The organism is Peptostreptococcus sp. MV1 (assembly GCF_000758885.1).
Taxonomy (GTDB): Bacteria; Bacillota; Clostridia; order Peptostreptococcales; family Peptostreptococcaceae; genus Peptostreptococcus.
On the sequence record NZ_JRNB01000067.1, the window covers coordinates 12,975 to 39,586 of the forward strand.

Annotated in this window: 31 protein-coding genes; 29 read left to right on the forward strand and 2 right to left on the reverse strand. The window is 38.5% G+C overall.

All coding sequences use genetic code 11. The features are described from left to right. Nucleotides 1-44 precede the first annotated feature (44 nt). The gene (locus HMPREF1639_RS05235; RefSeq protein ID WP_036764140.1) at nt 45-1,544 is read right to left on the reverse strand and encodes a helix-turn-helix domain-containing protein; all 1,500 of its coding nucleotides are present in this window, start codon (nt 1,542-1,544) and stop codon (nt 45-47) included. A gap of 455 nt (nt 1,545-1,999) precedes the next feature. Here HMPREF1639_RS05235 and HMPREF1639_RS05240 point away from each other — a divergent pair, with 455 nt between their 5' ends. The 25 genes from HMPREF1639_RS05240 (at nt 2,000) to HMPREF1639_RS09550 (ending at nt 21,813) form a co-directional block, all read left to right on the forward strand. Beyond that, on the forward strand, nt 2,000-3,622 hold the full coding sequence (locus HMPREF1639_RS05240) for a putative polysaccharide biosynthesis protein (protein ID WP_036764142.1): 1,623 nt from the start codon (nt 2,000-2,002) through the stop codon (nt 3,620-3,622). Between the two features lie 4 nt (nt 3,623-3,626). Then, nucleotides 3,627-4,634, forward strand: a complete 1,008-nt coding sequence (locus HMPREF1639_RS05245; RefSeq protein WP_036764144.1) for an SAM-dependent methyltransferase — start codon at nt 3,627-3,629, stop codon at nt 4,632-4,634. A gap of 174 nt (nt 4,635-4,808) precedes the next feature. After that, on the forward strand, nt 4,809-5,090 hold the full coding sequence (locus HMPREF1639_RS05250; RefSeq protein ID WP_036764146.1) for an HU family DNA-binding protein: 282 nt from the start codon (nt 4,809-4,811) through the stop codon (nt 5,088-5,090). Between the two features lie 156 nt (nt 5,091-5,246). Then, complete coding sequence (locus HMPREF1639_RS05255) at nt 5,247-5,486, forward strand: RNA-binding S4 domain-containing protein (RefSeq protein WP_036764148.1); 240 nt, start codon at nt 5,247-5,249, stop codon at nt 5,484-5,486. A 36-nt stretch (nt 5,487-5,522) separates the two neighbouring features. Continuing rightward, nucleotides 5,523-6,416 (forward strand): UTP--glucose-1-phosphate uridylyltransferase GalU, encoded by an 894-nt coding sequence (gene galU / locus HMPREF1639_RS05260; RefSeq protein WP_036764150.1) that lies wholly within the window; start codon nt 5,523-5,525, stop codon nt 6,414-6,416. Nucleotides 6,417-6,548: 132 nt separating this feature from the next. Next, nucleotides 6,549-7,991, forward strand: a complete 1,443-nt coding sequence (gene rho / locus HMPREF1639_RS05265) for a transcription termination factor Rho (protein WP_036764151.1) — start codon at nt 6,549-6,551, stop codon at nt 7,989-7,991. Between the two features lie 104 nt (nt 7,992-8,095). Beyond that, entirely contained in the window at nt 8,096-8,296 is a 201-nt protein-coding gene (rpmE, locus tag HMPREF1639_RS05270; protein WP_007789643.1) for a 50S ribosomal protein L31, read from the forward strand. A gap of 181 nt (nt 8,297-8,477) precedes the next feature. Continuing rightward, nucleotides 8,478-9,362, forward strand: coding sequence for a peptide chain release factor N(5)-glutamine methyltransferase (gene prmC, locus HMPREF1639_RS05275; RefSeq protein ID WP_036764236.1), 885 nt, complete (start codon nt 8,478-8,480; stop codon nt 9,360-9,362). 95 nt (nt 9,363-9,457) lie between these two features. Then, on the forward strand, nt 9,458-10,522 hold the full coding sequence (prfA, locus tag HMPREF1639_RS05280; RefSeq protein WP_036764154.1) for a peptide chain release factor 1: 1,065 nt from the start codon (nt 9,458-9,460) through the stop codon (nt 10,520-10,522). A 101-nt stretch (nt 10,523-10,623) separates the two neighbouring features. Then, nucleotides 10,624-11,661: an L-threonylcarbamoyladenylate synthase gene (locus tag HMPREF1639_RS05285; protein WP_036764156.1), complete on the forward strand. Its 1,038-nt coding sequence runs from the start codon at nt 10,624-10,626 to the stop codon at nt 11,659-11,661. Nucleotides 11,662-11,719: 58 nt separating this feature from the next. Next, the gene (gene rpiB, locus HMPREF1639_RS05290) at nt 11,720-12,166 is read left to right on the forward strand and encodes a ribose 5-phosphate isomerase B (RefSeq protein WP_036764159.1); all 447 of its coding nucleotides are present in this window, start codon (nt 11,720-11,722) and stop codon (nt 12,164-12,166) included. A 21-nt stretch (nt 12,167-12,187) separates the two neighbouring features. Further along, the gene (gene upp / locus HMPREF1639_RS05295; protein ID WP_036764161.1) at nt 12,188-12,817 is read left to right on the forward strand and encodes a uracil phosphoribosyltransferase; all 630 of its coding nucleotides are present in this window, start codon (nt 12,188-12,190) and stop codon (nt 12,815-12,817) included. 215 nt (nt 12,818-13,032) lie between these two features. Continuing rightward, a complete protein-coding gene (locus tag HMPREF1639_RS05300) occupies nt 13,033-13,272 on the forward strand; it encodes an AtpZ/AtpI family protein (RefSeq protein ID WP_036764163.1) in 240 nt (79 codons plus the stop codon). Nucleotides 13,273-13,341: 69 nt separating this feature from the next. Beyond that, the gene (locus HMPREF1639_RS05305; protein WP_052045430.1) at nt 13,342-13,743 is read left to right on the forward strand and encodes an ATP synthase subunit I; all 402 of its coding nucleotides are present in this window, start codon (nt 13,342-13,344) and stop codon (nt 13,741-13,743) included. A 4-nt stretch (nt 13,744-13,747) separates the two neighbouring features. Then, nucleotides 13,748-14,452, forward strand: a complete 705-nt coding sequence (locus tag HMPREF1639_RS05310) for a F0F1 ATP synthase subunit A (protein WP_036764165.1) — start codon at nt 13,748-13,750, stop codon at nt 14,450-14,452. A 55-nt stretch (nt 14,453-14,507) separates the two neighbouring features. Beyond that, nucleotides 14,508-14,771 carry an ATP synthase F0 subunit C gene (gene atpE / locus HMPREF1639_RS05315; RefSeq protein ID WP_036764166.1) on the forward strand — a complete coding sequence of 88 codons (264 nt, stop codon included), beginning with the start codon at nt 14,508-14,510 and terminating at the stop codon, nt 14,769-14,771. A 34-nt stretch (nt 14,772-14,805) separates the two neighbouring features. Further along, nucleotides 14,806-15,312 (forward strand): F0F1 ATP synthase subunit B, encoded by a 507-nt coding sequence (gene atpF, locus HMPREF1639_RS05320; RefSeq protein ID WP_036764167.1) that lies wholly within the window; start codon nt 14,806-14,808, stop codon nt 15,310-15,312. Further along, nucleotides 15,305-15,847 carry a F0F1 ATP synthase subunit delta gene (locus tag HMPREF1639_RS05325; protein WP_036764168.1) on the forward strand — a complete coding sequence of 181 codons (543 nt, stop codon included), beginning with the start codon at nt 15,305-15,307 and terminating at the stop codon, nt 15,845-15,847. The genes atpF and HMPREF1639_RS05325 overlap by 8 nt, the downstream gene beginning before the upstream one ends. Nucleotides 15,848-15,864: 17 nt before the next feature. Further along, the gene (gene atpA / locus HMPREF1639_RS05330) at nt 15,865-17,367 is read left to right on the forward strand and encodes a F0F1 ATP synthase subunit alpha (RefSeq protein WP_036764169.1); all 1,503 of its coding nucleotides are present in this window, start codon (nt 15,865-15,867) and stop codon (nt 17,365-17,367) included. An 18-nt stretch (nt 17,368-17,385) separates the two neighbouring features. Then, on the forward strand, nt 17,386-18,384 hold the full coding sequence (gene atpG / locus HMPREF1639_RS05335) for an ATP synthase F1 subunit gamma (RefSeq protein WP_036764170.1): 999 nt from the start codon (nt 17,386-17,388) through the stop codon (nt 18,382-18,384). A 10-nt stretch (nt 18,385-18,394) separates the two neighbouring features. Next, complete coding sequence (gene atpD, locus HMPREF1639_RS05340; RefSeq protein WP_036764171.1) at nt 18,395-19,795, forward strand: F0F1 ATP synthase subunit beta; 1,401 nt, start codon at nt 18,395-18,397, stop codon at nt 19,793-19,795. Continuing rightward, the gene (locus tag HMPREF1639_RS05345; RefSeq protein WP_036764173.1) at nt 19,795-20,064 is read left to right on the forward strand and encodes a FoF1 ATP synthase subunit delta/epsilon; all 270 of its coding nucleotides are present in this window, start codon (nt 19,795-19,797) and stop codon (nt 20,062-20,064) included. The genes atpD and HMPREF1639_RS05345 overlap by 1 nt, the downstream gene beginning before the upstream one ends. A gap of 2 nt (nt 20,065-20,066) precedes the next feature. Then, nucleotides 20,067-20,642, forward strand: coding sequence for a hypothetical protein (locus tag HMPREF1639_RS05350; protein ID WP_036764175.1), 576 nt, complete (start codon nt 20,067-20,069; stop codon nt 20,640-20,642). Between the two features lie 98 nt (nt 20,643-20,740). Continuing rightward, nucleotides 20,741-21,673 (forward strand): AEC family transporter, encoded by a 933-nt coding sequence (locus tag HMPREF1639_RS05355; RefSeq protein ID WP_036764177.1) that lies wholly within the window; start codon nt 20,741-20,743, stop codon nt 21,671-21,673. 17 nt (nt 21,674-21,690) lie between these two features. Then, nucleotides 21,691-21,813 (forward strand): hypothetical protein, encoded by a 123-nt coding sequence (locus HMPREF1639_RS09550; RefSeq protein ID WP_278244227.1) that lies wholly within the window; start codon nt 21,691-21,693, stop codon nt 21,811-21,813. Here the strand turns inward: HMPREF1639_RS09550 and acpS are convergent. Beyond that, nucleotides 21,808-22,179 (reverse strand): holo-ACP synthase, encoded by a 372-nt coding sequence (gene acpS / locus HMPREF1639_RS05360; RefSeq protein ID WP_036764179.1) that lies wholly within the window; start codon nt 22,177-22,179, stop codon nt 21,808-21,810. The two genes, HMPREF1639_RS09550 and acpS, sit on opposite strands and share 6 nt — an antisense overlap. A gap of 312 nt (nt 22,180-22,491) precedes the next feature. Between acpS and HMPREF1639_RS05365 the strand changes: the two genes are divergently transcribed. From HMPREF1639_RS05365 to cobT, 4 genes are all read left to right on the forward strand, one after another. Next, nucleotides 22,492-23,304 carry a transketolase gene (locus HMPREF1639_RS05365; protein WP_036764180.1) on the forward strand — a complete coding sequence of 271 codons (813 nt, stop codon included), beginning with the start codon at nt 22,492-22,494 and terminating at the stop codon, nt 23,302-23,304. Nucleotides 23,305-23,312: 8 nt separating this feature from the next. Beyond that, nucleotides 23,313-24,248 carry a transketolase family protein gene (locus HMPREF1639_RS05370; RefSeq protein ID WP_036764182.1) on the forward strand — a complete coding sequence of 312 codons (936 nt, stop codon included), beginning with the start codon at nt 23,313-23,315 and terminating at the stop codon, nt 24,246-24,248. Between the two features lie 100 nt (nt 24,249-24,348). Next, complete coding sequence (locus tag HMPREF1639_RS05375) at nt 24,349-25,500, forward strand: S41 family peptidase (protein ID WP_036764184.1); 1,152 nt, start codon at nt 24,349-24,351, stop codon at nt 25,498-25,500. A gap of 21 nt (nt 25,501-25,521) precedes the next feature. Next, nucleotides 25,522-26,604, forward strand: a complete 1,083-nt coding sequence (gene cobT / locus HMPREF1639_RS05380) for a nicotinate-nucleotide--dimethylbenzimidazole phosphoribosyltransferase (RefSeq protein ID WP_036764186.1) — start codon at nt 25,522-25,524, stop codon at nt 26,602-26,604. The last annotated feature ends 8 nt before the right edge of the window (nt 26,605-26,612 follow it).

The window sequence follows — 26,612 nt, forward strand, 5'->3', positions numbered from 1 at the left end:
CTTTAAGATTATGCCACTTCTTTTTTAATAATAAAAATCTTTAATTAACAGTATTTCTCTATTAGGCTATCTATGTATTCTATTGCCTTGTCCTCTTCAAGTGTTATCATAGTAGGCACGTACATCTTACCAAATTCGTAGAAGATGTCACCAAAGTTCTTGCTTTCTATGATGCAGTAAGGGTTGTTGTCTGGAATACATTTAGGATCATTGTATTCTATCAAGAGTCCATAATTTTTGAAGGCTGTTAGAACAAAGTCCTTGTTATCGTATTCTCCTGTAACTATATAGAACTTGAAAGAATCCTTTTTATTAAGGTGTCTAGACTTTATCGATTCAAATATCGCCCTTATTTCTTCCGGTGTAAATGCTGGAAGAGAATTTAGGTGATCTGTCAGCATACCTGTCTTAGCAAATTCCTCCAAGCCACTCATTGTATAGACATCAAATTGCTTTTTCTTTTTAGAAGAATTAATTCTGTCTTCCAAATATTTTATTAGAGAACTTAGAGCAGTCTTGGAATCAACACCAGAGATATCAATGTCACTAATGCTTGATAGTAGTATTTCCATATCTTCTTTAGGTGTTCTATCTATTAGGCTCTTATAAACTTCCATAGGTATCCTATTATAGCAAGGGTTTGGCTTAAACAAGAAAACATCATATTTCTTTTCCAAGTCTGCTATTAGGTCTCCCAAGAAGTTTAGCTTTTTTCTATTATCCACTGCAAGTGTGTAGCCACTTGCTATAGATTCATAATTTCTATAGAAAAATTCTTTAAGGTTATCATCAGAGTTAAGTGCATAACAAGATGAAAGGTTTTCATCAAGTAGGGAAATTAAGAACTGCTTGTTGTTGAACTTTCCATCTTCATCTGTATATCTGTAGTCCAATATCATAAAATTGTTGAAAAAGCCCTTGTTGAAAGCTACAGAATCTTCTGAATAGAAAAGAGTGTAGTTGTTTACCTGTAGTAGAGGTATAATAGACTTCAACATATTTATATTGTCGGACTGGTTTATCTGTGACAGACTAACTAGGTGTTCTATCTTATAATTAGAAGAATTTGTAGATATATTTTCAATGAATTTTAATACTGATTCAACGGCATCTTCCTTGTAACAGTTAATAATCTTTATGTCGCACTCAAAGTTTTTGCTATCAGAAACTTTTTCGATCATTCCAAATACATCATCTATGTATCTTACATATTTTTCCTTGTCATAAAAAACAAGTTCAATATTATCCTGGAAGTCCTCAGATGTATTTTTACCGTATAAGAGTTGGAATATAGCATCTGTAGCATAGGATAGTTTTTCATTTGATGTAGACATGTTTCCGTAGTAGATTAATTCTCTCTTCTCTAATTGGCTGAGATTCAAGATGTCTGCTATTATGTCTAGCAATTCATCAGACGGTTTTTGAAGACCTTTCATTACCCTGTATATAGTAGATTTACTCATACCTGTTTTTGTAATAAAAGTTTCAATTTTCATTTTTTTCATTTTAAGTTTTTTCTTAATAAAAGAATCCAAATTTTCCATGTAATCACATCCATTTCTTTTATGTAAATAATTATAAAAATTCATTGAATATATTTATATACCTTTTATATATTCTGACATACGTAATAGGTATTCTAATATATATAACATATATCTCAATATATTCGCTACCTATAACTATATTCTATCACACTTTTATAAGATAAGACCATAAAAATCTTAGAAGTATCAAAAATACATGCTTATTTGGAGGTGCATTTTAGTGGAGCGAGTTGTACTTTTTGTCTATCATTATATTTTTGCATTTAAAAGGCTGAGATGAATTTAAAAAGTTTTTGCACAGTTAAAGAAAAATTAATATTCTGTGGTATAATATACTTTGAATTACTATGGACAGCATGTTTTATTTCAATAGAATTGAGTATATACTAGGGGGTGTAGCCTCTTTAATACACTTGGATTAAGAATACAGAATTATTTATATGGAGGAAATAATGGAAACAGAACAGAAGAAAAGTAATAAATTTATAAAGGGAACCCTGATACTAGGGGCAGCGGGAGTAATCATCAAGCTCCTAGGAGCTATATTTAGGATACCTCTGGGATCTTTGATAGGTTCTGAGGGTATGGGTTACTATCAGACGGCCTATCCGGTCTATGCCCTCTTCCTAACTTTGGCCACAGCAGGTTTTCCAACTGCTATTGCCAAGTTAGTATCTGAACAGGTGGCCTTGGGCAACCACAAGGGGGCAAATGAGATATTTAAGATAACCCATATAATGCTTTTTGCTACGGGACTTGTCATGTTTATGATCTTGTTTTTTGGAGCTGAATTTATAGTTGGTAGTGTTCAGCACAATCCGAATGCAGTTACAGCTATGAGGGCTATTGCACCGGCCTTGTTGATTGTACCATCTATGTCTGCCTATCGTGGTTACTACCAGGGTTACCAGCAGATGAGTAGGATTGCCCTATCACAGATATTTGAGCAGGTATTTAGGGTGTTTTTAGGATTGGGACTAGCCTATGTATTGATGAGACAGTTTGGTCCAAAGCTAGGTGCAGCCGGTGGTATATCGGGTGCTACAATAGGTGCCTTTGCATCATTCTTGTTCCTAGTCTTGATATATTTGAAGGATACAAAGAAGAGGAAGGAATTGGTTAATAATAGTGTAGGATATGTGAAGAAGCCTACCATGGAAATCATTGAGAATATCATAGTAGTGGTATTACCTATAAGTATAGGGGCCTGTATAATGCCTTTGGTAAATGTAGTGGATTCAGTTATAGTTATTATGAGACTCAAGGTAGCTGGTTATACACTTATGTCTGCCAATTCACTTTTTGGTCAGTTAACAGGTATGACAATGCCTATTATAGCCATGCCTATGGTCTTTACTACAGCTATAGGTATGAGTCTGGTACCAGCCATATCTGAATCATACGCCTTGAAGGACTTTGACCAGGCTAGACATAATGCCAAGTTGGCTATAAAGATTACGCTTTTGTTACTATTACCATGTGCCTTTGGTTTGGCAGCCTTGTCAACACCGATAATGTCACTACTCTTTCCTAAGCAGCCTGGTGCTACATTAGGAATGATTTTATTTACCCTATCTCCAGCCTGTATCTTCCTTGGTCTATTGTATACTTTCAATGGAATACTACAGGGAATGGGCAAGCCTATGGTTCCGGTTATGGCCCTATTATGTGGTATAATAGGTAAGATAGTTGTAAGTTATGTCCTGACTGCTATACCGGCAATAAATATTCTGGGATCAGCCTTTGGTACTCTTGTTTCTTATGTGATAGCTGCGGCTATAGAGTACATATATATAAAGAGGTCATTGAAACTTCAGTTCAACCAGATGGAATACTTTATAAAGCCGTTAATAGTAGTTATGTTGATGTTTGTAGCAGCTAGATTCTCTTATATTGGCTTGACTGCATTTATAAATCCGAAGATTTCTACCCTAGTAGCAATAGCTATCGGTGGTTTAGTTTATATATTTGGTATTTTGGGTCTTGGCGGTATCACCCAGGAAGAAATATTAGCCATGCCAAAGGGAAACAAGCTCTTGGCAAAGCTTAAAAAATATAGGTTGATAAGGGGTTAGTTTGATGACTATTAGTATAGTGGGTCTGGGTGCTGGCGATATATCTCAGATTAGTCATGGGGCCATCAGCCTCTTGAAATCTGGCAAGCCAGTCTACCTAAGAACAGAAAAACATCCAATAGTAGATCTTTTGGACATAGAATATAGGTCTTTTGACGACTATTATGATAGTAGGGATGATTTTGAGCAAGTATATGAATCTATAGCCAGGGAGATTATAGACCTGGCTAGGATGAATGATATAGTCTATGCTGTGCCTGGTCATCCTAGGGTGGCTGAGTCAACAGTAGGTCTGATCGAAAAATATGCCCTTGAAGAGGGGATAGATATAGAAGTTATTCCTTCTATGAGCTTTATCGATGCCATGTACAATTACCTGGGATTTGATCCGGCAGAGGGTTTTAGGCTCTTGGATGCCTTTACTATAGACAAGTGTGATTTGGATGAACGGGCCAATGTGATAGTGACACAGGTATATGATAGGTATATAGCATCTAATGTGAAATTAACTTTGATGGACTACTACAAGGATGAACAAGAGCTATGGCTAGTAAGTGGAGCAGGTGTGAAGGGTCTTGAAAGAAAGAAGAAGTTGGCCCTGCATGAGCTGGATAGTCAGTTAAATGAATTTGATCACCTGACTAGCCTGTATATACCTAGGTCTGATGGAAGTCCAGGCCAGGGGAAAAAATACAGGTCAATAGGAGACTTAATAAAGGAATTGGAAGGTCATACCTATATAGAAAGTTTAAATATGTTAGATAAAAAACAATCGATATCTTCTCTTGGGTCAGATAGGGAGACAAGAGATCCATATGAACATATATTAGATAAGATGATTGAAATTTGTAAAAAAGCCAGAATTGATTTGGACTTGGATTTTGATTTTATGTTGGAAGACTTGTCTGAACTGGTTTATTCACTTGCAATTCTGTCTAGCCAGGGAAGCAAGGATGGTTATTTTGACTTAGATGAGATAAGCGATATGGTCTATAGTAAAACATTGATTTAATCCAATCTTGACAGATGCTTGGAAATTGCAAAAAAAAGATAAAAAATAAAATAAATATGAATAATTTGGATAAAAACATTGAAAAATGAACAAAACTTATGTATAATATTGTTGTCAACTAGAAAGTGAGTTACATTTTTTATTGTGAAATTATAAATACAGGAGGTAGTTATTGTGAATAAGGCAGAATTAGTTGCAAAAATGTCAGAAAAGAGTAATTTAACAAAGAAGGAAAGTGAACTTGCATTAAATGCATTCATGAAAGTTGTTGAAGAAACTTTAATAGCTGGAGATAAGGTTCAGTTGGTAGGATTTGGAACTTTTGAAACTAGAGAAAGAGCAGCTAGATCAGGAAGAAACCCAAGAAAGCCAGAAGAAGTAATTGAAATACCAGCTTCAAAGGCACCAGTATTCAAGGCTGGTAAGGGTCTTAAGGAATTAGTAAACAATAAGTAATAAAATCGAACTAAATAAATAAAGTTTACTATAAAATAGTATTGACACTAGAAATTGTCGGTACTATTTTTTTCTTGTGTGGTATAATAGATAATAGTGGATAAAACTAAGTCATAATAGATGTTATAATAAGTATTGTAAGAAAAGGAAATGATCATGAGATTGGATAAGTACCTTAAGGTATCAAGGATAATTAAAAGAAGGACAGTAGCCAAGGAAGCTTGTGAAAAGGGTTTAGTAGAAATAAATGGCAAGTTAGCCAAGTCGTCTTCCGAAGTAAAGGTTGGCGATATCTTAAAGATTAGATTTGGCGAAAGAATGGTAGAATACAGGATAACCAATATAAAAGAGCACGTCTTAAAGGATGAAGCTAAGGAATTGTATGAGTTAGTATAGATTATCAAAAATTATTATAAGTGGGAGGGTATTTTTATGAATAAGGTAGTAAAAAAGGCAGTAATACCGGCTGCTGGATTGGGAACTAGGTTTTTGCCTGCAACTAAGGCTCAGCCAAAGGAAATGTTACCAATAGTGGACAAGCCAACTCTTCAGTATATTATTGAAGAAGCTGTGGCATCTGGAGTTGAGGAGATATTGATAATAACAGGTAGGAATAAGAAGTCTATAGAAGACCATTTTGATAAGTCAGTAGAGTTGGAATTAGAATTGGAAAATAAGGGCAAGACAGAGCTCCTAGACATAGTTAGGAGTATATCAAATATGGTGAATATTCATTATATTAGGCAGAAGGAGCCTAAGGGGCTAGGGGATGCTATATACTGTGCTAGGTATTTTATAGGTGATGAGCCATTTGCGGTTATGCTAGGAGATGATATGGTTGACAATGGTCAGGGCACTCCTTGCTTGAAGCAGTTGATGGATGCCTATGAAGAACATAATGCGACTATATTGGGTGTACAGGAAGTTGCAAATGAAAATACCGACAAGTACGGTATAATTGATGGACAGAAGGTTTCAAAAAATACTTACAAGGTCAATGCCCTAGTTGAAAAGCCTGATCCTGACCAAGCACCATCAAATGTGGCTATTTTGGGTAGGTATATAATTACACCTCAGATATTCGATATATTAGGTCAGATACCACCAGGTAAAAATGGTGAGATCCAGCTAACAGACGCCTTGGAAATATTGAAGGACAAGGAAGATGTGTATGCCTATATTTTTGAGGGTAGGAGATATGATTTAGGAGATAAGCTGGGATTTTTACAGGCTACAGTAGATGAAGCCTTGAAGAAACCTCAGTTGAGAGATGATTTTTTAGCATATCTAAACCAGGTTTGTGAGAGGGAAAATGGTGAAAGGTAGTTATTGTGATGGCTAAGAATAAGAAAGTTTTGTATAAGCTAGTATCTATTTTGATAGCGTTGATGTTTGCAGTTTCCAGTGTGGCTTTTGCCATTAGCGTATTGATGGGTAACTAGGGGAAAGGATGTTTTTATGACGGACATAGAAATCGAAAAATTAAAAAGTGAGAGTCTAATAGAGTTAAGAGTTATAGCAAGAAATCTGGGTGTAAAATCTGTCACTACATATAATAAGTCCGGCTTGATAGAAAAAATTAAGGAATTTGCAGAGTTGGAAAATTCATCTAATAAGATGGGACTTAGCTACAATAATGGTGATAGGCAGGAAAAGTCAAATGAAGACTTTGGAAGACGCAACAATAATTCAATGGCTGAAAAGTCTGGCTCATATAGGAATCAAAACGATGGCAATAGTGGGCAACAAAAGAGGATTCTTTATATGACACCTCCGGAAATGAATGACGATAACAAGGCTGAAGGTGTACTTGAAATATTACCAGATGGATTTGGATTTTTGAGGGGAAGCAATTATTTGTCAACGGAAAATGACACTTATGTATCCCCCAACCAGATAAGAAAATTTGGACTAAAGACAGGTGACTTTATAACAGGTGTAGCCAAGCCGGAAAACCCTAATGAAAGATTTAGGGGAATGATGTATATATACAAGGTGAATGGAGATGATATATCATCTGGAAGATCTAGGACTCCATTTGAACAACTAGTGCCAATTTATGCCAATGAAAAGCTTGTGTTGGAAACTGAAAGGTATGAGATTGCAACTAGGATAATAGACCTTTTTGCTCCAATAGGTAAGGGGCAGAGAGGCTTGATAGTTGCTCCACCTAAGGTAGGTAAGACAGTATTGCTAAAGAATATTGCTAATAGTATTACACAAAACTATCCAGATGTAACACTAATAGTCCTATTAATAGATGAAAGACCGGAAGAAGTGACAGACATGATGGAATCAATAGACGGTGAGGTTATATATTCAACTTTTGACCAGGCGTCTTCCCACCACGTTAAGGTTGCTGAAATGGTACTGAATAGGGCTCAGAGGTTGGTGGAACATGGAAGGGATGTAGTAATATTGCTAGATAGTATAACAAGGTTAGCGAGGGCCTACAACCTTACTATAAACCCTACAGGTAGGACTCTTACAGGAGGGCTAGACCCTGGAGCTTTATATGGACCTAAGAAATTTTTTGGTGCGGCAAGAAATATAAGAAATGGTGGTTCATTGACTATATTAGGTACAGCCTTAATAGATACAGGATCTAGGATGGATGATGTAATCTTTGAGGAATTCAAGGGTACTGGTAATATGGAGCTTCACCTGGATAGGAATTTAGCCGAAAAGAGGATATTCCCCGCTATAGATGTGTACAAGTCGGGTACTAGAAGAGAAGACCTTCTACTTAATGGAGAAGAAATGGAAGTCTTATACAAGTTGAGAAGGTCATTTACTAATGGAAGTAACCAGATTATATCAGATAATGTAATTGAAGAAATGAAGAAAACAAAGGACAATAAAGAATTTATAGACAAGATTAAAAAAATTAATTTTAAATAGTATCTATAAAGTTGTTGAACAAAGTCGCTTATTATGCTATAATAAGGAAGTTGAATTTTATTAGAATCGGAAGGTTCGTGATTATAGGGAAAGGAGTGAATTACATGCAGAAGGATATACAGCCAAACTACAAGGAAGTTGAAGTACGTTGTGCTTGTGGAAATACATTTATGGCAGGATCAACTCAGGACGAGATAAGAGTAGAAATATGCTCAGAATGTCATCCATTCTATACAGGTAAGCAGAAGAATATCGAAAAGGGTGGAAGAATCGATAAGTTCAAGAAGAGATTCAATATGGAGTAATATTACACCTAGATTAATATTTAGATTCGAATTTATGTATTAAGGGACTATTGCAGGATTTTGCAATAGTCTTTTTTGTATTTCAAATGATATGAATTTGGCCAGATTAGGATCCTAATTACCACAAGCTAGACTATCTATGATATAATTCTAATGACAGAAAGAGAGAGTGAACTTAGCTATGCTAATTAAGGATATAATAGAAAAATACAGTAATATTCTGTCAGGAACTAGCAGCAGTCCAAGGTTGGATGTAGAAATCCTTCTATGCTATGTCCTGGCTTGTGACAGGGTCAAGTTAATGATAGACTATGGACAGGAATTGGGAGCTCAACAATTTTCAAAATTTGATGACTTGGTAAGCAAGAGGATGGACCATATGCCCATAGCCTATATAATAAATAGAAAAGAGTTTATGGGCTTAGATTTTTATGTAGATGAGAGGGTCTTGATACCTAGGCCAGACACAGAGTTGATAGTAGAGGACTTGGTTGAAAGTCTGGCAAATTATAGAGGTTCAACAAACGTACTAGATATGTGTACCGGATCGGGAGCTATTATACTAAGTGGTGCTAGCTTGTGGAAGGAGTCTGAGGACCTAGCCAGTGGACAAGTCAACAGGGACATAAATTTTATAGGTGTTGATATATCCAAGGAGGCCCTTGAGGTAGCCAGAAAGAACAGGTATATGCTTGGCCTTGAAGGTGTAAAGCTGATAGAATCGGACCTATTTTCCCAGCTTGAAGACTATAAGGGAGGACTCGATATAATAGTATCAAATCCGCCTTATATAGAAAATGCAGTCATGGATGGTTTGCAAAGAGATGTAAAGGACTATGAGCCGAGACTAGCCCTAGTTGGTGGAGATGATGGTATGGACTTTTATAATAGGATTATAGAAGATGCCTATGATTTTCTAAGGCCAGGTGGTAAGTTGACATTTGAGTCAGGCCACGACCAGGCCCAAAAAATATTAAAAAAGATGGAGCAAGTAGGTTATATAAATGCCTACACCAAAAGAGATATACAGGGATTCGAAAGACTGGTTGCAGCCTATAAATATTGACATTTGTTATCTAGGTGTGTTAAAATATAAAATTGATTATGTGAAAAACGAGAACTAATATATATTTAGATAAAATACAGGAAGGTGAAAATCAAATGCTAAATAAGCTAAGGGTTTTAGAAGATAAGTACAAGGAGCTGAGTAAAAAAGTGGCAGATCCTGATATAATCAGCGATCAGCCTACTTGGCAAAAGTTGATGAAGGAAACTTCTGAAATAGAACCAATCGTAATGAAGTACAGAGAGTACAGTAAGGCGAGCGAGAGTATCGCAGAGTCAAAGCAGATACTAGAAGAAGAAAGTGACGAGGACCTAAGAGAGTTGGCCAAGATGGAGCTGTCTGAATCAGAGGCCCTATTAGAAGAATATGAAAATGAGTTAAAGATACTATTGGTACCTAAGGACCCTAACGATGAAAAGAATGTTATCGTAGAAGTTAGAGGAGGAGCCGGTGGTGATGAAGCAGCCCTATTTGCTGGAGACCTATTTAGGATGTATTCTAGGTATGCAGAAAGAAGGGGTTGGAAGACATCCCTTATGAGTTCCAATGAAACAGGAGTAGGTGGCTATAAGGAAGTATCCTTTATGATAAAGGGTAAGGGGGCTTATTCTAGACTAAAGTATGAATCAGGAGTTCATAGGGTTCAGAGAATACCAACTACAGAATCTGGTGGTAGAATTCATACATCTACAGCCACAGTAGCAGTGTTACCAGAGGTAGAGGATGTAGAAGTAGATATAAATCCAGAAGATGTAAGGGTTGACGTATTTAGGGCATCAGGTAATGGTGGTCAGTGTGTCAACACAACAGACTCAGCAGTTAGACTGACTCATATACCTACAGGAGAGGTAGTTTCTTGTCAGGATGAAAAGTCTCAGCTAAAGAACAAGGAAAAGGCCATGAAGGTCTTGAAGGCTAGATTGTACGACAAGGCCCTAGCAGAACAGCAAAAGGGTATAGCCGCAGAGAGAAAGAGCCAGGTTGGTACTGGAGATAGATCAGAAAGAATCAGAACATACAACTTCCCACAAGGAAGGGTTAGTGACCATAGAATTAATTTAACCCTATATAAGTTGGATTCATTTATAGATGGGGATTTAGATGAAATGATAGATGCATTGATTACAGTTGACCAGACTGAAAAGATGTCATCAATATAATCTAGGTATTTGTTAAAAGACTTTGGTTTTACTAAAGTCTTTTTTAGAAAGGAATTACACTTTTTACCTAGCTAACAAGACTCGTAAAGAAGGTTGATACTATGAAAACACTGATAAAAGAGATAGATATAAATGAGCCTGATAAGGGCTTGATAGATGTATTTGCAGCTATGCTGGCTGATGGCAAGACTGTCATATTCCCGACGGAAACGGTCTATGGTCTAGGAGCAAACGCCTTAGATGAAGATGCCGCTGCCAAGATATACCAGGCCAAGGGCAGACCAAGTGATAATCCACTTTTGGTTCATGTTGCGGATAAAAAGGATGTATACGACTTGGTAGAGAATATAGATGGAAGGGCAAAATTATTGATGGAAAAATTTTGGCCAGGCCCCCTAACCATAGTCTTCAAAAAGAAGGACATTATACCGGATAGGACTAGTGGAGGGCTAGATACTGTTGCAATTAGAATGCCATCTGACCCGGTGGCTAGACAACTTATCAGGCGGGCAGGGGTACCTATAGCAGCTCCTTCTGCAAATATATCAGGCAGGCCATCTCCAACCAAGCCGGATCATATAATCAGGGATATGGATGGTAGGGTAGATGGAATACTGGTAGGAGGACCATGCAATTATGGTGTAGAGTCTACAATTGTTGACTTATCATCAGGTATAGCCATGGTACTGAGGCCGGGTAGTGTGACCCTGGAAATGCTCAAAGAGGTATTGGGTCAGGTAGAACTAGACCCATCATTAAAAAATAAGGATGACAATATAAAGGCCAAGGCTCCGGGTATGAAGTACAAGCATTATTCTCCACAGGCCCAGGTATACATAGTGAAAGCAAATGACCTAGATGACTTTGCACAAAAGGTGGACGCCCTGTGCCTAGAGAATGAAAAGAAAAAATTGAGAACAGGGGTCATGACTAGGAGTTCAGACGGTCATACTTATCGGGCCATACGATTTGACCTAGGTGAATCTGATGCTGACCTGGCAAAGAACCTATTTGATGTATTGATTGGCTTGGATAGGGAGTCTGTAGACATAGCCTATGTACCTTATTTTGAGGAGAAGGGCCTGGGTGTAGCTATAATGAATAGGCTGAAAAAGGCTGCTGCCTATAGGATTATATAGTAGAGTGTAAATGAGCTACATTATTGTGTAGTTAAAATAAAATTTTGGAGGAATGAATATGAAAATAGCATTAGCATGTGATCATGGTGGACTGAACCTAAAGTCGGCTATCAAGAAGCATCTTGAAAAGTTGGGCCATGAAGTAGTGGACTTTGGAACTAATACAAGTGATTCAGTCGATTATCCGGATTTTTCTGAAAAGGCAGCAAACAGTGTGGCCGAGGGTCAAACTGAATGTGGTATCCTAGTATGTGGTACTGGTATAGGTATAGGTATAGCGGCCAACAAGGTTAAGGGAATTAGGTGCGCAACTGTAGGGGATACATTCTCTGCTAGGATGACTAAGGCCCATAACAATGCTAATATGATAGCCTTGGGTGAAAGAGTCACAGGTATAGGTCTTGGTTTGGATATAGTAGATGCCTATCTGAATTCATCGTTTGAAGGTGGAAGACACCAAAACAGGGTAGACAAGATTACAGCAATAGAAAATAAAAATTTATAAAAGGTATTTTAGGAGGAAAAAATGAAAAGAGTAGTAATTACAGACCATCCATTAATTCAGCACAAGTTTACATTGATGAGAAAGAAAACAACAGGTTCAAAGGATTTTAGAGAATTATTGACTGAAATAACAATGTTGATGGGCTATGAGGTTACAAAGGACCTACAGCTTAGGGATGTAGAGATAGAAACACCTATTCAGAAGACTATGGCCAAGGAATTGGATGGTAAGAAGCTAGCAATAGTTCCAATTCTTAGAGCTGGTATAGGAATGGTTGATGGATTTATCAGCTTGATTCCAGCTGCCAAGGTTGGACATATAGGTCTATACAGGGATCCAGAAACTTGTGAACCGGTAGAGTACTACTGCAAGTTGCCACAGGATATAGGTGAAAGAGAAGTATTTTTGGTAGACCCAATGTTGGCTACAGGTGGATCAGCTACAGCTGCTATTGAACTATTAAGGGCTAGAGGGGCAAAGAACATCAGAATGATAAACTTGGTCGCAGCTCCAGAAGGTATAGAAGCAGTTCATGAAAAGTATCCAGAAGTAGACATATACGTAGCTTCTGTTGATGAAAAATTAAATGAGCATAAATATATAGTACCAGGTCTAGGTGACGCTGGAGATAGACTATTCGGAACTAAGTAGTTTTAATAAGTGTGGAGGTTGCATAGACTTTTTGTTTGTGTAGCCTTCAAGCTTTTTGTAAGATACTTGGTCATGATAGTATTTGATTTTGTTCGTGAAATTAATGTAAAATAAATATTAATTATTTTTAAAATTTGCATAAGTGGGGTATATTTAAGGGTAATTAAAAGTTAAATGTGATATAATGAGTAGTCAATTGAATTTATGGAGGAAATATGGGTAAAAATAGTGTATGGTTTGAAGCTATGAAGTCTTTTTCATTACTTACACAATTGGGAATAATGGTTGTTGTATGTATATTTGGATGTGGGTTTATAGGGATAACTATTGATAAGAAGTTTGGTACTTCGCCAATTTTTTCGATAATATTCATAGTGCTAGGCATAGCAAGTGCCTTTGTTAGCCTATACAAGACCCTAAAAGTATTCACTAAAAAAGATGAAAAATACAAATAGGGACCTCTTGGAGGATGGATAGAGTAATAGTGTATAGGTTTATATGTTGATGGGTTAGGAAGTGATGCATTGGATAAACAATTGATAGAAAATTTGAAGAAAATATACATGGGTATAGGGGTCTATGACTTGGTGGGACTAGTAGTAATAGTCTTGATTGGTAAGGCTTCAGTTTCTACCATGGCAGGCCTGATAGCAGGTAGTATAGTCGCCATGTTGGGCTTACTTTCTATAGCTAAAAATTTAGATGGTCTAGGGGATAGGGACAAGACAAGAGCTACCCTGTCATCATTGGGAAGCTATGTTTTTAGAATTTTTATCTACGGGGCTATCCTAGTTTTTGCAGCAATTACAAAACATATAAACGTATATACTGTTGCATTTGGCTTGATTAGTACGAATATAGTAATAAAAGCCCAAAACCTCCTTGGAGGCAAAAATTTAATAAAGAAAATGAGAAAGGAGGATTAGGCTTATGTATCAAGCAAAATATGTTCTCTATTTTGGCAACTTCAAGCTAAGTGAGACCATAGTAACCCAGTGGTTGATAATGGCCTTCTTGATAATTGTAGCCCTACTACTTACCAGGAATATCAAGAAAGTTCCAATCAGCAAGAAACAGGTATTTTTGGAATGGGCGATTGGTGGACTTAGAAACTTAGTTACGGAGACTACGGGAACAGCTTTTATAAAGCGTGCACCTTGGATGATATCATATATTGGAACGATATTCTTGTTCTTTGTATGTTCAGACCTGATAGTAATGTTAGGCTTTAGGTCACCGACCACAGACTTGGATACAACTGTAGCTTGGGCATTGATTACATTCTTTATGATCTATGTAATGGGTGTAAAGTTCAAGGGTATAGCCTATTTCAAGGAACTATTAGAACCAACACCTTTGATGGCACCACTTAATATAATTGGTGAATTTGCAAGGCCAATATCATTGAGTTTCCGTCCCTTTGGTAATATATTGGGCGGTTCTATAATAATGTCCTTGTTCTACAAGATGTTGGAGTATTTTTCAAGTATGATACCTTCATTGAATATTCCGATTGGGGAATTTTTGATACCAGTTCCACTACACCTGTATTTTGACCTATTTGCAGGTTCACTACAGGCTTTCATATTTATAATGCTGACAATGGTATTTGTAAGTGGAGCTACACAGGAATAAGAATTAAAAGAAAAAATATAAAAATGGAAATTAGAAAATTTAGGAGGAAAAGAATATGTTAGAAGGAATGAGTTTAGGAATAGCAATAGCAGGTTCAGCTATAGGTGCTGGTATAGCAGCAGCAACAGGTATAGGTACAGGTGCAGGTCAGGGATTTGCAGCAGGTAAGGCGGCAGAGGCAGTAGCCAACCAGCCAGAAGCAAAGAGTGATATAATATCAACTATGCTATTAGGTCAGGCGGTTGCAGAGTCTTCAGCTATATACGGTCTAGTAATAGCAATTATACTAATATTTGTTAACCCTTGGATACATATGTAATCGAAAAAACAGCTAAAGATGGGAGGCAACAAATATGGAATTTAAGCCATTGGTAGGCTTGACATATGAGCTATTCTTTACCTTGGCCAATGTGCTAATATTGTTCTTGATATTGAGAAAGATACTTTTCAAAAAGGTAATTGATGTGATGGATGCCAGAGAGGCTGACATAAAGAATAATATAGAAGCAGGCCAAAAGGCAAAGGAAGAAGGCATGAAATTTAAGTCAGAGTATGAGACCAAGGTCCAGGATGCTCGTGATGAGGGTCAGATGATAGTTGATATTGCAAGAAAGAGGGCAGAAGAAAAGTCTGACACTATAATTTTAGAAGCCAAGAAGGAAGCTGAATATATCAAGCAAAAGGCAAACAATGAAATTGCAAAGGAAAAGGAACAGGCATTTAATAATATCAAGTCTGAGATTTCTGAGATAGCTGTTTTGGCAGCCTCAAAGGTCATCGAAAAGGACATAGACAAGGCCAAGCATGAAGATTTGATAGATAACTTTATTAAAGAAGTAGGAGAAGCTAAGAATGATTAGTCAGGTTGCAAGTAGATATGCAGAGGCTTTATTTCAATTAGCAGAAGAAGAAAATCAGCTTTCTCAAATATATTCTGAGATAGAGGATTTAAACAAGCTTATTTTAGAAAATACAAACCTATATGACGTATTGAGGTCCCCTTTTATAGGCAAGGACGAAAAGTTGTCGATAGCAGACCAGCTGTTTACGGACAAGCTGTCAAAAAACGCTAGAAACTTTTTGATGGTTCTGATTGAAAATTCAAGGACTACAGAGCTAGACTCGATTGTGAAGTCATATAAGCAGATGTTGGATATAAAGAATAATGTCGCAGAAGGAAAGGTAATAACTGCTATAGCACTCAGTCCAGACAAGTTGGCTGAACTAGAGGGCAAGCTTTCTGCTAAATACAATAAGACGATAAAATTAACAAATGAGATAGACGAGAGGATCCTAGGTGGTGCCCTTGTGAAAATAGGTAACGAAGAGATAGATGGCAGCTTGAAGTCTAGATTGGAAGGCATCAAGGATACACTTTCTCAGGTAATATCATAAGAAATGGTGGTGAACCAATGAATTTAAATCCAGAGGAAATAAGTTCCATAATTAAAAGTCAGATTAAGAATTATGACAATAAGATAAAACTTACCGACACTGGTAGCGTATTAAACGTTGGTGACGGTATAGCAAGTGTATATGGTCTTGAAAATGCTATGTCAGGTGAGCTACTTGAATTCCCAAATAAGGTATACGGTATGGCCCTTAACCTTGAAGAAGAGGTAGTAGGTGCTGTTGTGCTTGGTGATGATTCAGGTATCAAGGAAGGCGATGTGGTAAAGAGGACTGGTAGGATAGTTGAAGTACCAGTTGGAGAGGCCATGATAGGTAGAGTAGTAAATGCCCTAGGTCAACCAATAGACGGCAAGGGTGATATACTAACTAACAAGACTAGACCAGTTGAATATCCAGCTCCTGGAATTATGAGCAGGAAGTCAGTATTCGAACCGCTACAGACAGGTATCAAGTCAATTGACTCTATGATACCAATTGGTAGGGGCCAGAGAGAGCTAGTAATAGGTGATAGACAGACTGGTAAGACTTCTATTCTTACAGATACTATCATCAATCAGAAGGGCAAGGATGTAATATGTATATATGTAGCCATAGGACAAAAGAGGTCGACTGTAGCCCAGTTGGTTTCAACTTTTGAAGAATTTGGTGCTATGGACTACACAATAGTAGTGTCAGCTACAGCTTCAGAATCTGCTCCACTACAGTACCTAGCTCCATATGCAGGTGCTGCTATAGGTGAAGAATTTATGTACAATGGCAAGCATGTCCTAATAGTATACGACGACCTTTCTAAGCAGGCAGTTGCCTACAGAGAAATGTCCCTACTACTTAGGAGACCACCAGGACGTGAAGCTTATCCAGGTGACGTATTCTACCTACATTCAAGACTACTAGAGAGGGCTGCCAAGCTTTCTGATGAATTGGGTGGAGGGTCAATGACAGCCCTACCAGTAATTGAAACACAGGCTGGTGACGTAGCTGCCTATATACCAACTAATGTAATATCAATCACAGATGGTCAGATTTACCTACAGCCAGAACTATTCTATGCAGGTATTAGGCCAGCCGTAGATCCTGGTATATCAGTATCAAGAGTTGGTGGTTCAGCCCAGATCAAGTCAATGAAGAAGATAGCTGGTACCCTAAAGTTAGCATATTCTCAGTATAGAGAACTTGCTGCCTTCTCTCAGTTTGGTTCAGACTTGGATGAGGATACTAAGAGGAGACTAGCCCAAGGACAGAGAATAGTAGAAGTCCTAAAGCAGGAAGAACACAAGCCTGTAACAGTAGAAAACCAGGTAATTATAATATATGCAGTAATCAACAACCTATTAGCAGATATCGATTTAGAGGATATCAAGAGGTTTGAAGAGGAACTATACAGCTATATGGATAGCGTACACCCTGAAATAATTGAAAAGATACTAAAGGCTGAAGACTTTAACGAAGAGCTTACAAAGGCAATAGAAGAGTTTAAGGTAAAATTCAAGTCAGAAGTATAATTTTAAAGGAGGCGTACAATGGCAGGAGCTGGAATGAAGGCAATCAAGAATCGTATTGCCAGCGTAAATAGTACCAAGCAGATTACTAACGCCATGCATCTGGTAGCCTCATCAAAATTGAGAAAAGCTAAACAGGCCGCAGAAGACTCTAGTGCATACTTCAACACTATGTATGAAACTATAGTTGATATCTCTATGAATACTAGGGGGGTAAACAGTCAATTTTTAAAGTCTAGAGACTTGAAGAAGAGGTGTCACCTAGTAATAGCTGGAGATAGGGGTCTGGCAGGTGGATATAACTCAAATGCTTTTAAAGAGGCAGAAAAGTACATGGGGTTAGTCGAAGATTATGTAATAACAGTAGGAAAAAAGTCATATGACTATTTTTCCAAGAGAGATGTAAAAATAATAGATAGGATTGAATCAGCAGAAAAGTATGAGTATGAAGAAGTAAGGGCTATCACTGAAAAACTAATGAAGATGTATCAGGAAGGTGAAGTCGATCAAGTAATCCTTACTTATACAGAATTTGAATCTGCCTTGTCACAAAAGCCTAAGGTCATTAAACTATTACCTTTGGTTTTTGACAAGCCACTGGAGTATGGCGGTGAGAGATATAGGGAAAAGCAGGAAGAAAAAGATCCTAATGTATATATTAGTGAAGAGATTATTCGTGAGAGAGAAGAGAGAAGACAGGAAGAAGCCAAGGAAGCAGAAGAATTTGTCAAGAGGTTTAAAAAGACAGACAATAATTCAAGGGCCAAGGTTCAGTACCTACCTTCAGCAAAATCTGTTCTAGAATTCTTGATACCAAACTATATTTCAGGTACCATAAATGGGGCCATAGTGGAGTCATATGCTTCTGAACAAGGGGCTAGAAGGACTGCCATGGAATCAGCCACAGATAATGCAAATGAAATGATTCAAAACTTAGAACTTAGCTACAATAGGGCTAGACAGAGTGCTGTTACTCAGGAAATAACTGAGATCAGTGCCGGTGTTGAAGCTCTAAAGTAAGGAGGAAAAAATGGCAAACATAGGAAAAATTGTACAGGTCGTAGGAGCTGTACTAGATATTAGGTTTGAAGATGAAAAAAATCTACCTAACCTATTAAATGCTTTAGAGATAAAGTTAGAAAATGGAAATAAGATAGTTGCCGAAGTAGCCCAGCACATAGGTAATGACACTGTAAGGTGTATAGCCATGAGTGCTACTGATGGGTTAGTCAGGGGTATGGATGCCATAGATACGGGAGCACCCATATCAGTTCCAGTTGGAAAAGAAACCTTGGGCAGAGTATTTAATGTACTAGGAGAGGCAATAGATTTAAAGCCAGCTCCAGAGGGAGTTGCCCTATCACCCATCCACAAGGAAGCACCAGCCTATGATGAACTTGAAACTAAGGCGGAAATTTTGGAAACAGGTATAAAGGTAGTAGACCTACTTGCCCCTTACCTAAAGGGTGGTAAGATCGGTCTATTCGGTGGTGCCGGTGTTGGTAAGACAGTCCTAATTCAGGAATTGATCAACAATATAGCCAAGCAACACGGTGGTATATCAGTATTCTCAGGTGTTGGAGAGAGAACCAGAGAAGGTAATGACCTATATGGTGAAATGACTGAGTCAGGTGTTATAAACAAGACTGCCATGGTATTTGGTCAGATGAATGAGCCACCAGGAGCCAGAATGAGAGTTGCCCTAACAGGACTTACGATGGCTGAACACTTTAGAGACCAGGAAGGACAGGACGTCCTACTATTCATAGACAATATATTTAGATTTACTCAGGCTGGTTCTGAGGTGTCTGCCCTACTAGGACGTATGCCATCAGCCGTTGGTTACCAGCCTACACTAGCAACAGAAATGGGAGCCCTACAGGAGAGGATTACATCAACTAAGAAGGGTTCAATCACGTCAGTACAGGCAGTCTATGTGCCAGCTGATGACTTGACTGACCCAGCACCAGCGACAACATTCTCCCACTTGGATGCTAAAACAGTATTGTCTAGACAGATATCATCGCTAGGTATCTATCCAGCAGTTGACCCACTTGAGTCTACATCAAGAGTACTAGACCCTAATATAGTTGGTAAGGAACACTATGAGGTAGCTAGAGGAGTCCAATCAATTCTACAGAGATATAGAGAATTGCAGGATATCATAGCTATCTTGGGTATGGATGAACTTTCTGATGAAGACAAGGTTACGGTTGCTAGGGCTAGAAAGATTCAGAGATTCTTGTCACAGCCATTTACAGTAGGTGAACAGTTTACCGGTATACCGGGTGTATATGTACCAGTCAAGGAATCTATCAGAGGCTTTAAGGAAATACTTGAAGGTAAGCATGATGATCTACCTGAATCAGCATTCCTCTTTGTAGGTACTATAGAAGATGCAGTTAGAAAGGCGAAAGGAAGTGCTAACTAATGTTTAGTTTAAAAGTAGTAACTCCGAACAGCACTTTTTATGAGGACCAGGTAGATATGGCAATCTTTAAGACAACCCTAGGGGACAGGGCCATATTGAATGGACACATACCTATTGTAGCAGGTATCAAAGAAGGTAAATTGAGAATCAAGAAAGACGGGGGTCCTTTTAAGACAGCTGATATAGGCAATGGCTTTGTAACTGTAAATTCAGATACTGAGACTGTTATACTGACTGAATCCGCTGCTTGGCGCGAAAATGAGGTTTAATAATGAAAATTAGACATTGGGTAGTTATTATTGTGTTTGTATTACTAGCCGCAGTTTTTGGATTATATGCAATGTCGAAAGAGCACGATGCTAAGGTTCCCTTGGATGAGATATATCCAGAGAACATTATAGACAAGTACTATGGTTCATTAGAAATTCGAATGGGTAAGAATGTACCCTTCCTAGTTTTAAATGACAGGCCATATCGTAGGTGGGAATTGTACAATGACAAGGGGGAGCCAGGTCATAGGATTACATCCCAGATGATTAAAAATATCAAAAACCTACATATGGTTGGCAAGGAAAAATTAGACTATTCGGGTAAGCCGATTACATTTCCGAGAAGGGATGGCAAGACTGAGGTTTTCTCCTTGGATGATACTGTCCTGTACGAAGTTACATACGACATAGAGTATTTTGATACTCACGATCCTACTATTATGTATGGTGAGTATGGCAACAAGGATTACAAGGATAGCAAGAAAAAGAAATACAAAAATAAAAAAGAAAAAGTATGGCTAGTAAAGATAAAAGATGGAGCCTGGAGGATAGCCAAGTTTGAGCTGATTCCAGACTAGATTATTGAATGTAACGCTGATTGTGACGATTCCAAGTTGGTCTTGTCATGTCAGCGTTTAAATATATATATATCTTTATTAGTATGATGGAGGATTTGATGAAAGTTGTAGAAACCCTGTTTCCAGTATTTTTCATGGTGTTTCTAGGTTTAGTTTCTAGGAGCAAGAATTGGATTAGCTGGGACCAAAAAGAAGGAGCCAAGAAAATAGTATTTGGAATCCTATTTCCAGCCCTGATATTTCATGTAATATTTGTATCCGACCTGTCTATAAACCTATTGAAGCAGATAGTATTTTTAGATGTGGCCTGGATCATAGTATATTTGATAGGTAAGATACTATCTAGGTTTGTGGGTGAGAGATATAGGTCTTTGGCACCATTTCTATTGATGACTTGTGAGGGAGGAAATGTAGCCCTACCCCTATATATAAGCCTAGTAGGTTCAGCCTACGCCCTTAATATAGTCACATTTGACGTGGCCGGTATAATTATAAACTTTGGTCTAGTACCTATACTGGTATCTAGGCAGGTCAATTCAGGCCAGTCGGCAAAGGGGCTGCTAAAAAATATATTTACCAATTCCTTTGTGCTAGCAGTGCTATTGGGCATCTTGGCCAACCTTATAGGCCTGCATGGTATCTTGGAATCTATAGGACTTGCGACCCTATATGGCAATACCATGACAGCAGTCCTAGCACCAATTACAGGTATAATCCTATTTACTCTAGGCCATGACCTCAAGGTAGACCTATCGACCCTTAAGTCGCTTTTCTCGCTGATGGTGATAAGGTTGGTCCTATGTGGCCTAATAATAGGTGGATTTTACCTAGTCTTCCCAGGGCTAATGGCAGACCCATATTTCAAGATAGCAGTTTTCTTGTATTTTATGTGTCCAACTGGATTTCCAGTACCACTTCAGCTATCTGCCTTGTGTGATGGCAAGGACCAGGAAAGTTTTATGTCGGCCTTTATATCGGTATATATGCTGATAACCCTAGTGGCCTACACATTAATAACAGTATTTAAATAAAACAAAGAGGTGATATTATGAGTGAAATAAAAAGTCCGTGGCCAGGTCCTAAGGGGCTGATTCCAGTGACAAGTGCTAGGGCAGAAGATGATGATGTATACAGGTGTCAAGGATACTACTCTTATATGCCAACCTTATAATAAGGCTATAGCAGTTGCAGTAGCATAGTTATCTGAGTGGGCTATTGTTACCATTATCTGACTAATCTCAAGTTCGTCACACATATCTTTTAATTTACCACCTATAACCACATAGGGCTTATCTAATTCATCCCTTAAAATTTCCAAGTCCAATATTTTAAAACCCCTAAGACCTGTTCCTAGAGCCTTCACAGCAGCCTCCTTGGCACAAAAATTTCCAGCAATAGACTGGGCCTTGAAACCCTTGGCCCTTAGCATTGCTATCTCATTATCAGAAAAAAGCTTATCTATAAGGCGTGAATTCCTATCAAGAGCTTGACGTATACGGTCAATTTCAATAATATCATTGCCTATTCCATAAATCATATCAAATCCTCCAAAAATATATTCTAATTATATTAGACCTTATCATACCTCCAATGTCAACTCTATTTTTATTAAAGACTATAGCAGTTGCAGTAGTATAGCTATCTAAGCGGGCTATTATTAGGCAAGCCTATCTTTATTAAATGAAAATGAAAAATTACAATAATATCTCAAGTAACCGATACCAGTACCCCTCCCCTAGTATTTGTAGTATAATAAAAAATGTATTGGTATATCCAAATACAGATAAAATTAGGCTGCAAATGTAAAATTAGGCTGCAAATGGCGACCTAAAGGGAAAGGAATTATATAATGATAGATTATAACGCCTTATATGAAAAGGCAAAAAAAATAAGAAGGAATGTTGTCAAGATGATATACAAGGCCCAGTCAGGCCATCCAGGTGGTTCTCTGTCTTGTGTGGATATATTGACTGCACTCTACTTTGGCAAGATGGATGTAGATCCACATAACCCAGATAGGGCTGATAGGGACAGGTTTGTCATGTGCAAGGGACATTCTTCGCCTGCTATATATGCAACCCTAGCGGCAAAGGGATTTTTATTAGAAGAGGAATTGGATGGTTTTAGGCAATTCAATGAAGACCTTCAGGGTAGTCCTGATATGCTGAGGATCAATGGTATAGATATGTCTACAGGATCTCTAGGGCAAGGTCTGTCTGCAGCTTGTGGTATGGCCCTGGCGTCCAAGATTGATGATGTCGACTACAATGTCTATGCTCTCTTGGGTGATGGTGAATTGCAGGAGGGTATGGTCTGGGAGGCGGCTATGTTTGCCAACCAGTACAAGCTAGACAACCTTCTAGCTATAGTTGATATGAACGGACTTCAGATAGATGGCTCTACTGATGAAGTTATGAGTCTAGGCTCAATAGCAAAGAAGTTCACATCATTTGGCTGGTATGTACTTGAGATAGATGGCCATGATTTTGACCAGATATTTGGGGCCCTGAATACCTTTGACAAGATTGAATCCAAGCCGGTCTTGGTAATAGCCAATACTATAAAGGGCAAGGGGGTTTCTTTTATGGAAAATGCCTGTGAATGGCATAGTAATATACCAAATGAAGCAGAGTTTAAGTTAGCCATGGAAGAGCTAAGATAGGAGAGTTTATGAGTAAGAGTTCGATGAGAGAGGCCTTTGGAAGGGCCTTGGTAGATATAGGAGATGAGAGAGAAGAGGTAATAGTTGTAGATGCTGACCTAGCTACATCTACAAAAACCCAGTATTTCAGAGAATCTTTTCCGTCTAGGTTTGTAGACGTGGGTATAGCAGAACAGAACCTGATAGGTGTATCTGCTGGCTTGGCCTCTACTAACAAGACGGTATTTGCTAGTTCCTTTGCAGTTTTTGAAACTGGAAGGGCCTATGAAATTATAAGAAATACTGTATGTATGGCCAGGCTAAATGTCAAGTTATGTGCTAGTCATGCAGGTCTGATGACAGGACCAGATGGGGCTACCCACCAGAGTTTGGAGGATATAGCTACTATGAGAGTCTTGCCTAATATGAAGGTCCTGGTACCAGCTGATGCCAGAGAGGCTGCCAGTATGGTGAAATTTATGGCTGATGATTATGGACCAACCTATATGAGGATGGTCAGGGATGATACAGAGGATATATATGGCCATGACTATATATTTGAACTTGGCAAGGCCCAGGTCTTGAGAGAGGGTAAGGATATTAGTATACTTGCCTGTGGTCCCATGGTCAAGAAGGCCCTGGATGCAGCTAGTGACCTAGAGTCTGCTGGTATAGATGCCAGGGTGGTCAATGTATCAACTATAAAGCCTATGGATATGGAAACGATCATAGGTTGCGCTAGGGAGACTAGGGCAATAATAACGGTTGAGGACCACAGTATCCATGGTGGTTTGGGTTCTGCTGTGGCTGAAATCGTGGTAGAGCATTGTCCAGTCAGGGTCAAGATGATAGGTGTCAATGATAGTTTTGGTATGTCTGGAAGGACCCGGGAGCTATATAGTCACTTTGGTTTGACTAGTGAGAGGATAGTAAACGAAGCAATTTCTATCTTGGATATAGGTTAGTAGGAGGTATTGTGGTTTGCAAAAGGTTGAGCGACTATAATATTGAGGTGTTGGATATAGTGAATAATTAATAGTAATCACAGTAAAGGCAAGGTATATTATGAAGGATAGTTTAGAAAAAAGAGTAATAAAGACAGTTGCTATAGTGCTTGTAACGGCTATAGTGACTGGATTTGCATTGGTTAAGATTGGCTTTTTGGGGTTTGTACCGCCGGCAGAATACAAGAAGTATGCCAAGTACAAGGCCTTGGAAGCTAGTATAAAGAAGGAATTCTATAAGAAACCTGACGAAAAAAAGCTAGAGGATGCTACATACAAGGGGCTTTTTAGTGGGCTTGATGATGTGTATTCGGCCTACTATACTGCAGATGAGATGAAGCAACTTCTAGAAGTATCTACAGGCAAGTATGTGGGTATTGGATTTGTGGTTGGTGCCGACAAGGGAACTGGAGCTATAAAAGTAGAGTCTGTCATGGACAATAGTCCTGCCAAGGCTTCTGGAGTGAAGAAGGGGGACCTAGTCATAGCTGTAAACGGAAAAAAATACTCATATATGGAGATGGATATTGCAGTTAAAAATCTAAGGGGACCAGAAAATACCAGTGTAAAGATAAGTTTCTTGAGAGATGGCCAGAAGTTAGAAAAGACTATTACTAGGAAAGAAATAAAGATAGTATCCATAGAGAGTAAGATGTTGGAAAATAAGATTGGATACATTAATATAAAGGGATTTGAAGAGGACACATCCAAGGACTTTAGGAAGGCTTTGGACAAGTTGGAGGCTCAGGGGATGAAGGCCTTGATTATTGATGTTAGAGATGACGGTGGCGGACTACTGACTGTCGTTGAAGATATATGTGATAGGATTTTAGGTAAGGCGGTCATAGTCTATACCCAGGATAGGCAGGGCCACAAGGAATATATGAAGAGTAGCGACAAGGAAAAGATTGACAAGCCTATAGTAGTCCTTACAAATGGTAATTCGGCTTCTGCTTCTGAGATATTGACTGGGGCAATCCTTGATAACAAGGCCGGTATATCTATAGGAGAGACTACCTATGGAAAGGGGCTAGTCCAAGGCATGTTAAAGTTGAGGGATGGTAGTGGCTACAAGATTACTACAGCCCAGTACTTTACTCCAAATGGTAGCTATATAGACAAAAAGGGAATCAAGCCAACTATAGAGATTAAGGACAAGAACCAACAACTTAGTAAGGCTGTAGAATACTTGAATGGAAAGATAGAAAAATAAGATGATTTTATGGAGGAAGATATGAATCTTTTGGTTAGTATATCTAGGAATATATACCCACTAGATAAAAGGAGTATAGACAAGGCCAGGGCCAGGTGGAATGACCTTATACATCCACCTCAGTCCTTGGGTAGGTTGGAGGATATCACTTGTATGATGGCAGGCGTATATGGCAGTGATGAAATTGAAGACAGGCCCAAGAAGTGCATAATAGCCTTTGCTGGAGACCACGGTGTCCATGCAGAGGGAGTATCACCCTACCCACAGGATATTACTAGGCTACAATTTGAGAATTTTGTAAATGGTAAATGTGGTGTAGCCAGCCTAGCCAAGTGCAATAATATAGACATGGTTGCAGTGGATATAGGTATGAAGGGGAGAGAATCCATAGTCGGTGTCCTTAACTACAAGATAAGGGAAGGAACTGACAATATGGCCCAGGGGCCTGCTATGAGCATGGATGATGCAGTCAAGGCTATAGAGATTGGTATAGAGGTAGCTGAGAGGTGTATAGTTGACGGTTACAAGATAATAGGCATAGGCGAGATAGGTGTATCCAATACTACACCATCAACGGCTATCCTGTCAGTTATGTCTGGACGTGACCCTATAGACATTGTTGACTTTGGGGCAGGTCTGCCTAGTCAAGAGCTCAAGCATAAGGCTGATGTCATCAGAAAGGCAATAGAGATAAATAACCCCAACCCAACTGATGGTATAGAGGTCTTGGCCAAGGTTGGAGGTTTTGAAATAGGTGGTATGGTGGGTGTAATATTAGGTTGTGCAGCCAATAGGATACCGGTTGTTATTGATGGATTTATATCCTATGCAGCCGCCCTAATAGCCAATAGGATAAATCCGAAGAGTCTAGATTATTTGATTCCTTCACACTTGTCTGGTCAAAAGGGGGCTAGGTTGGCACTCGATATACTAAAGATGAATCCAATTTTGGATATGAACATGTGTCTAGGAGAGGGATCTGGTGCAGCCTTAGCCATGCCAATAATAGATTCTGCCATATATGCATATAATAATATGGCCAGGTTCAGTCAGGAGCCAATAGGTGACTTTTTGAGGTCTTACGAGGCTGACCAGGGCAAGTAGGGTGGCTA

Bases quoted from the DNA above. Each gene is read 5' to 3' on its own strand.
- HMPREF1639_RS05255 (WP_036764148.1), top strand. From the start codon at position 5,247: ATGAGATTGGATAAGTACCTTAAGGTATCAAGGATAATTAAAAGAAGG.
- atpG (WP_036764170.1), top strand. From the start codon at position 17,386: ATGGCAGGAGCTGGAATGAAGGCAATCAAGAATCGTATTGCCAGCGTA.
- HMPREF1639_RS05325 (WP_036764168.1), top strand. From the start codon at position 15,305: ATGATTAGTCAGGTTGCAAGTAGATATGCAGAGGCTTTATTTCAATTA.
- galU (WP_036764150.1), top strand. From the start codon at position 5,523: ATGAATAAGGTAGTAAAAAAGGCAGTAATACCGGCTGCTGGATTGGGA.
- HMPREF1639_RS05350 (WP_036764175.1), top strand. From the start codon at position 20,067: ATGAAAATTAGACATTGGGTAGTTATTATTGTGTTTGTATTACTAGCC.
- atpD (WP_036764171.1), top strand. From the start codon at position 18,395: ATGGCAAACATAGGAAAAATTGTACAGGTCGTAGGAGCTGTACTAGAT.
- prmC (WP_036764236.1), top strand. From the start codon at position 8,478: ATGCTAATTAAGGATATAATAGAAAAATACAGTAATATTCTGTCAGGA.
- HMPREF1639_RS05310 (WP_036764165.1), top strand. From the start codon at position 13,748: ATGTATCAAGCAAAATATGTTCTCTATTTTGGCAACTTCAAGCTAAGT.
- HMPREF1639_RS05370 (WP_036764182.1), top strand. From the start codon at position 23,313: ATGAGTAAGAGTTCGATGAGAGAGGCCTTTGGAAGGGCCTTGGTAGAT.
- cobT (WP_036764186.1), top strand. From the start codon at position 25,522: ATGAATCTTTTGGTTAGTATATCTAGGAATATATACCCACTAGATAAA.
- HMPREF1639_RS05285 (WP_036764156.1), top strand. From the start codon at position 10,624: ATGAAAACACTGATAAAAGAGATAGATATAAATGAGCCTGATAAGGGC.
- atpF (WP_036764167.1), top strand. From the start codon at position 14,806: ATGGAATTTAAGCCATTGGTAGGCTTGACATATGAGCTATTCTTTACC.
- HMPREF1639_RS05240 (WP_036764142.1), top strand. From the start codon at position 2,000: ATGGAAACAGAACAGAAGAAAAGTAATAAATTTATAAAGGGAACCCTG.
- HMPREF1639_RS05365 (WP_036764180.1), top strand. From the start codon at position 22,492: ATGATAGATTATAACGCCTTATATGAAAAGGCAAAAAAAATAAGAAGG.
- HMPREF1639_RS09550 (WP_278244227.1), top strand. From the start codon at position 21,691: ATGAGTGAAATAAAAAGTCCGTGGCCAGGTCCTAAGGGGCTGATTCCA.
- atpA (WP_036764169.1), top strand. From the start codon at position 15,865: ATGAATTTAAATCCAGAGGAAATAAGTTCCATAATTAAAAGTCAGATT.
- HMPREF1639_RS05245 (WP_036764144.1), top strand. From the start codon at position 3,627: ATGACTATTAGTATAGTGGGTCTGGGTGCTGGCGATATATCTCAGATT.
- rpmE (WP_007789643.1), top strand. From the start codon at position 8,096: ATGCAGAAGGATATACAGCCAAACTACAAGGAAGTTGAAGTACGTTGT.
- acpS (WP_036764179.1), bottom strand. From the start codon at position 22,179: ATGATTTATGGAATAGGCAATGATATTATTGAAATTGACCGTATACGT.
- upp (WP_036764161.1), top strand. From the start codon at position 12,188: ATGAAAAGAGTAGTAATTACAGACCATCCATTAATTCAGCACAAGTTT.
- HMPREF1639_RS05375 (WP_036764184.1), top strand. From the start codon at position 24,349: ATGAAGGATAGTTTAGAAAAAAGAGTAATAAAGACAGTTGCTATAGTG.
- HMPREF1639_RS05355 (WP_036764177.1), top strand. From the start codon at position 20,741: ATGAAAGTTGTAGAAACCCTGTTTCCAGTATTTTTCATGGTGTTTCTA.
- HMPREF1639_RS05345 (WP_036764173.1), top strand. From the start codon at position 19,795: ATGTTTAGTTTAAAAGTAGTAACTCCGAACAGCACTTTTTATGAGGAC.
- rho (WP_036764151.1), top strand. From the start codon at position 6,549: ATGACGGACATAGAAATCGAAAAATTAAAAAGTGAGAGTCTAATAGAG.
- prfA (WP_036764154.1), top strand. From the start codon at position 9,458: ATGCTAAATAAGCTAAGGGTTTTAGAAGATAAGTACAAGGAGCTGAGT.
- atpE (WP_036764166.1), top strand. From the start codon at position 14,508: ATGTTAGAAGGAATGAGTTTAGGAATAGCAATAGCAGGTTCAGCTATA.
- HMPREF1639_RS05235 (WP_036764140.1), bottom strand. From the start codon at position 1,544: ATGGAAAATTTGGATTCTTTTATTAAGAAAAAACTTAAAATGAAAAAA.
- HMPREF1639_RS05300 (WP_036764163.1), top strand. From the start codon at position 13,033: ATGGGTAAAAATAGTGTATGGTTTGAAGCTATGAAGTCTTTTTCATTA.
- rpiB (WP_036764159.1), top strand. From the start codon at position 11,720: ATGAAAATAGCATTAGCATGTGATCATGGTGGACTGAACCTAAAGTCG.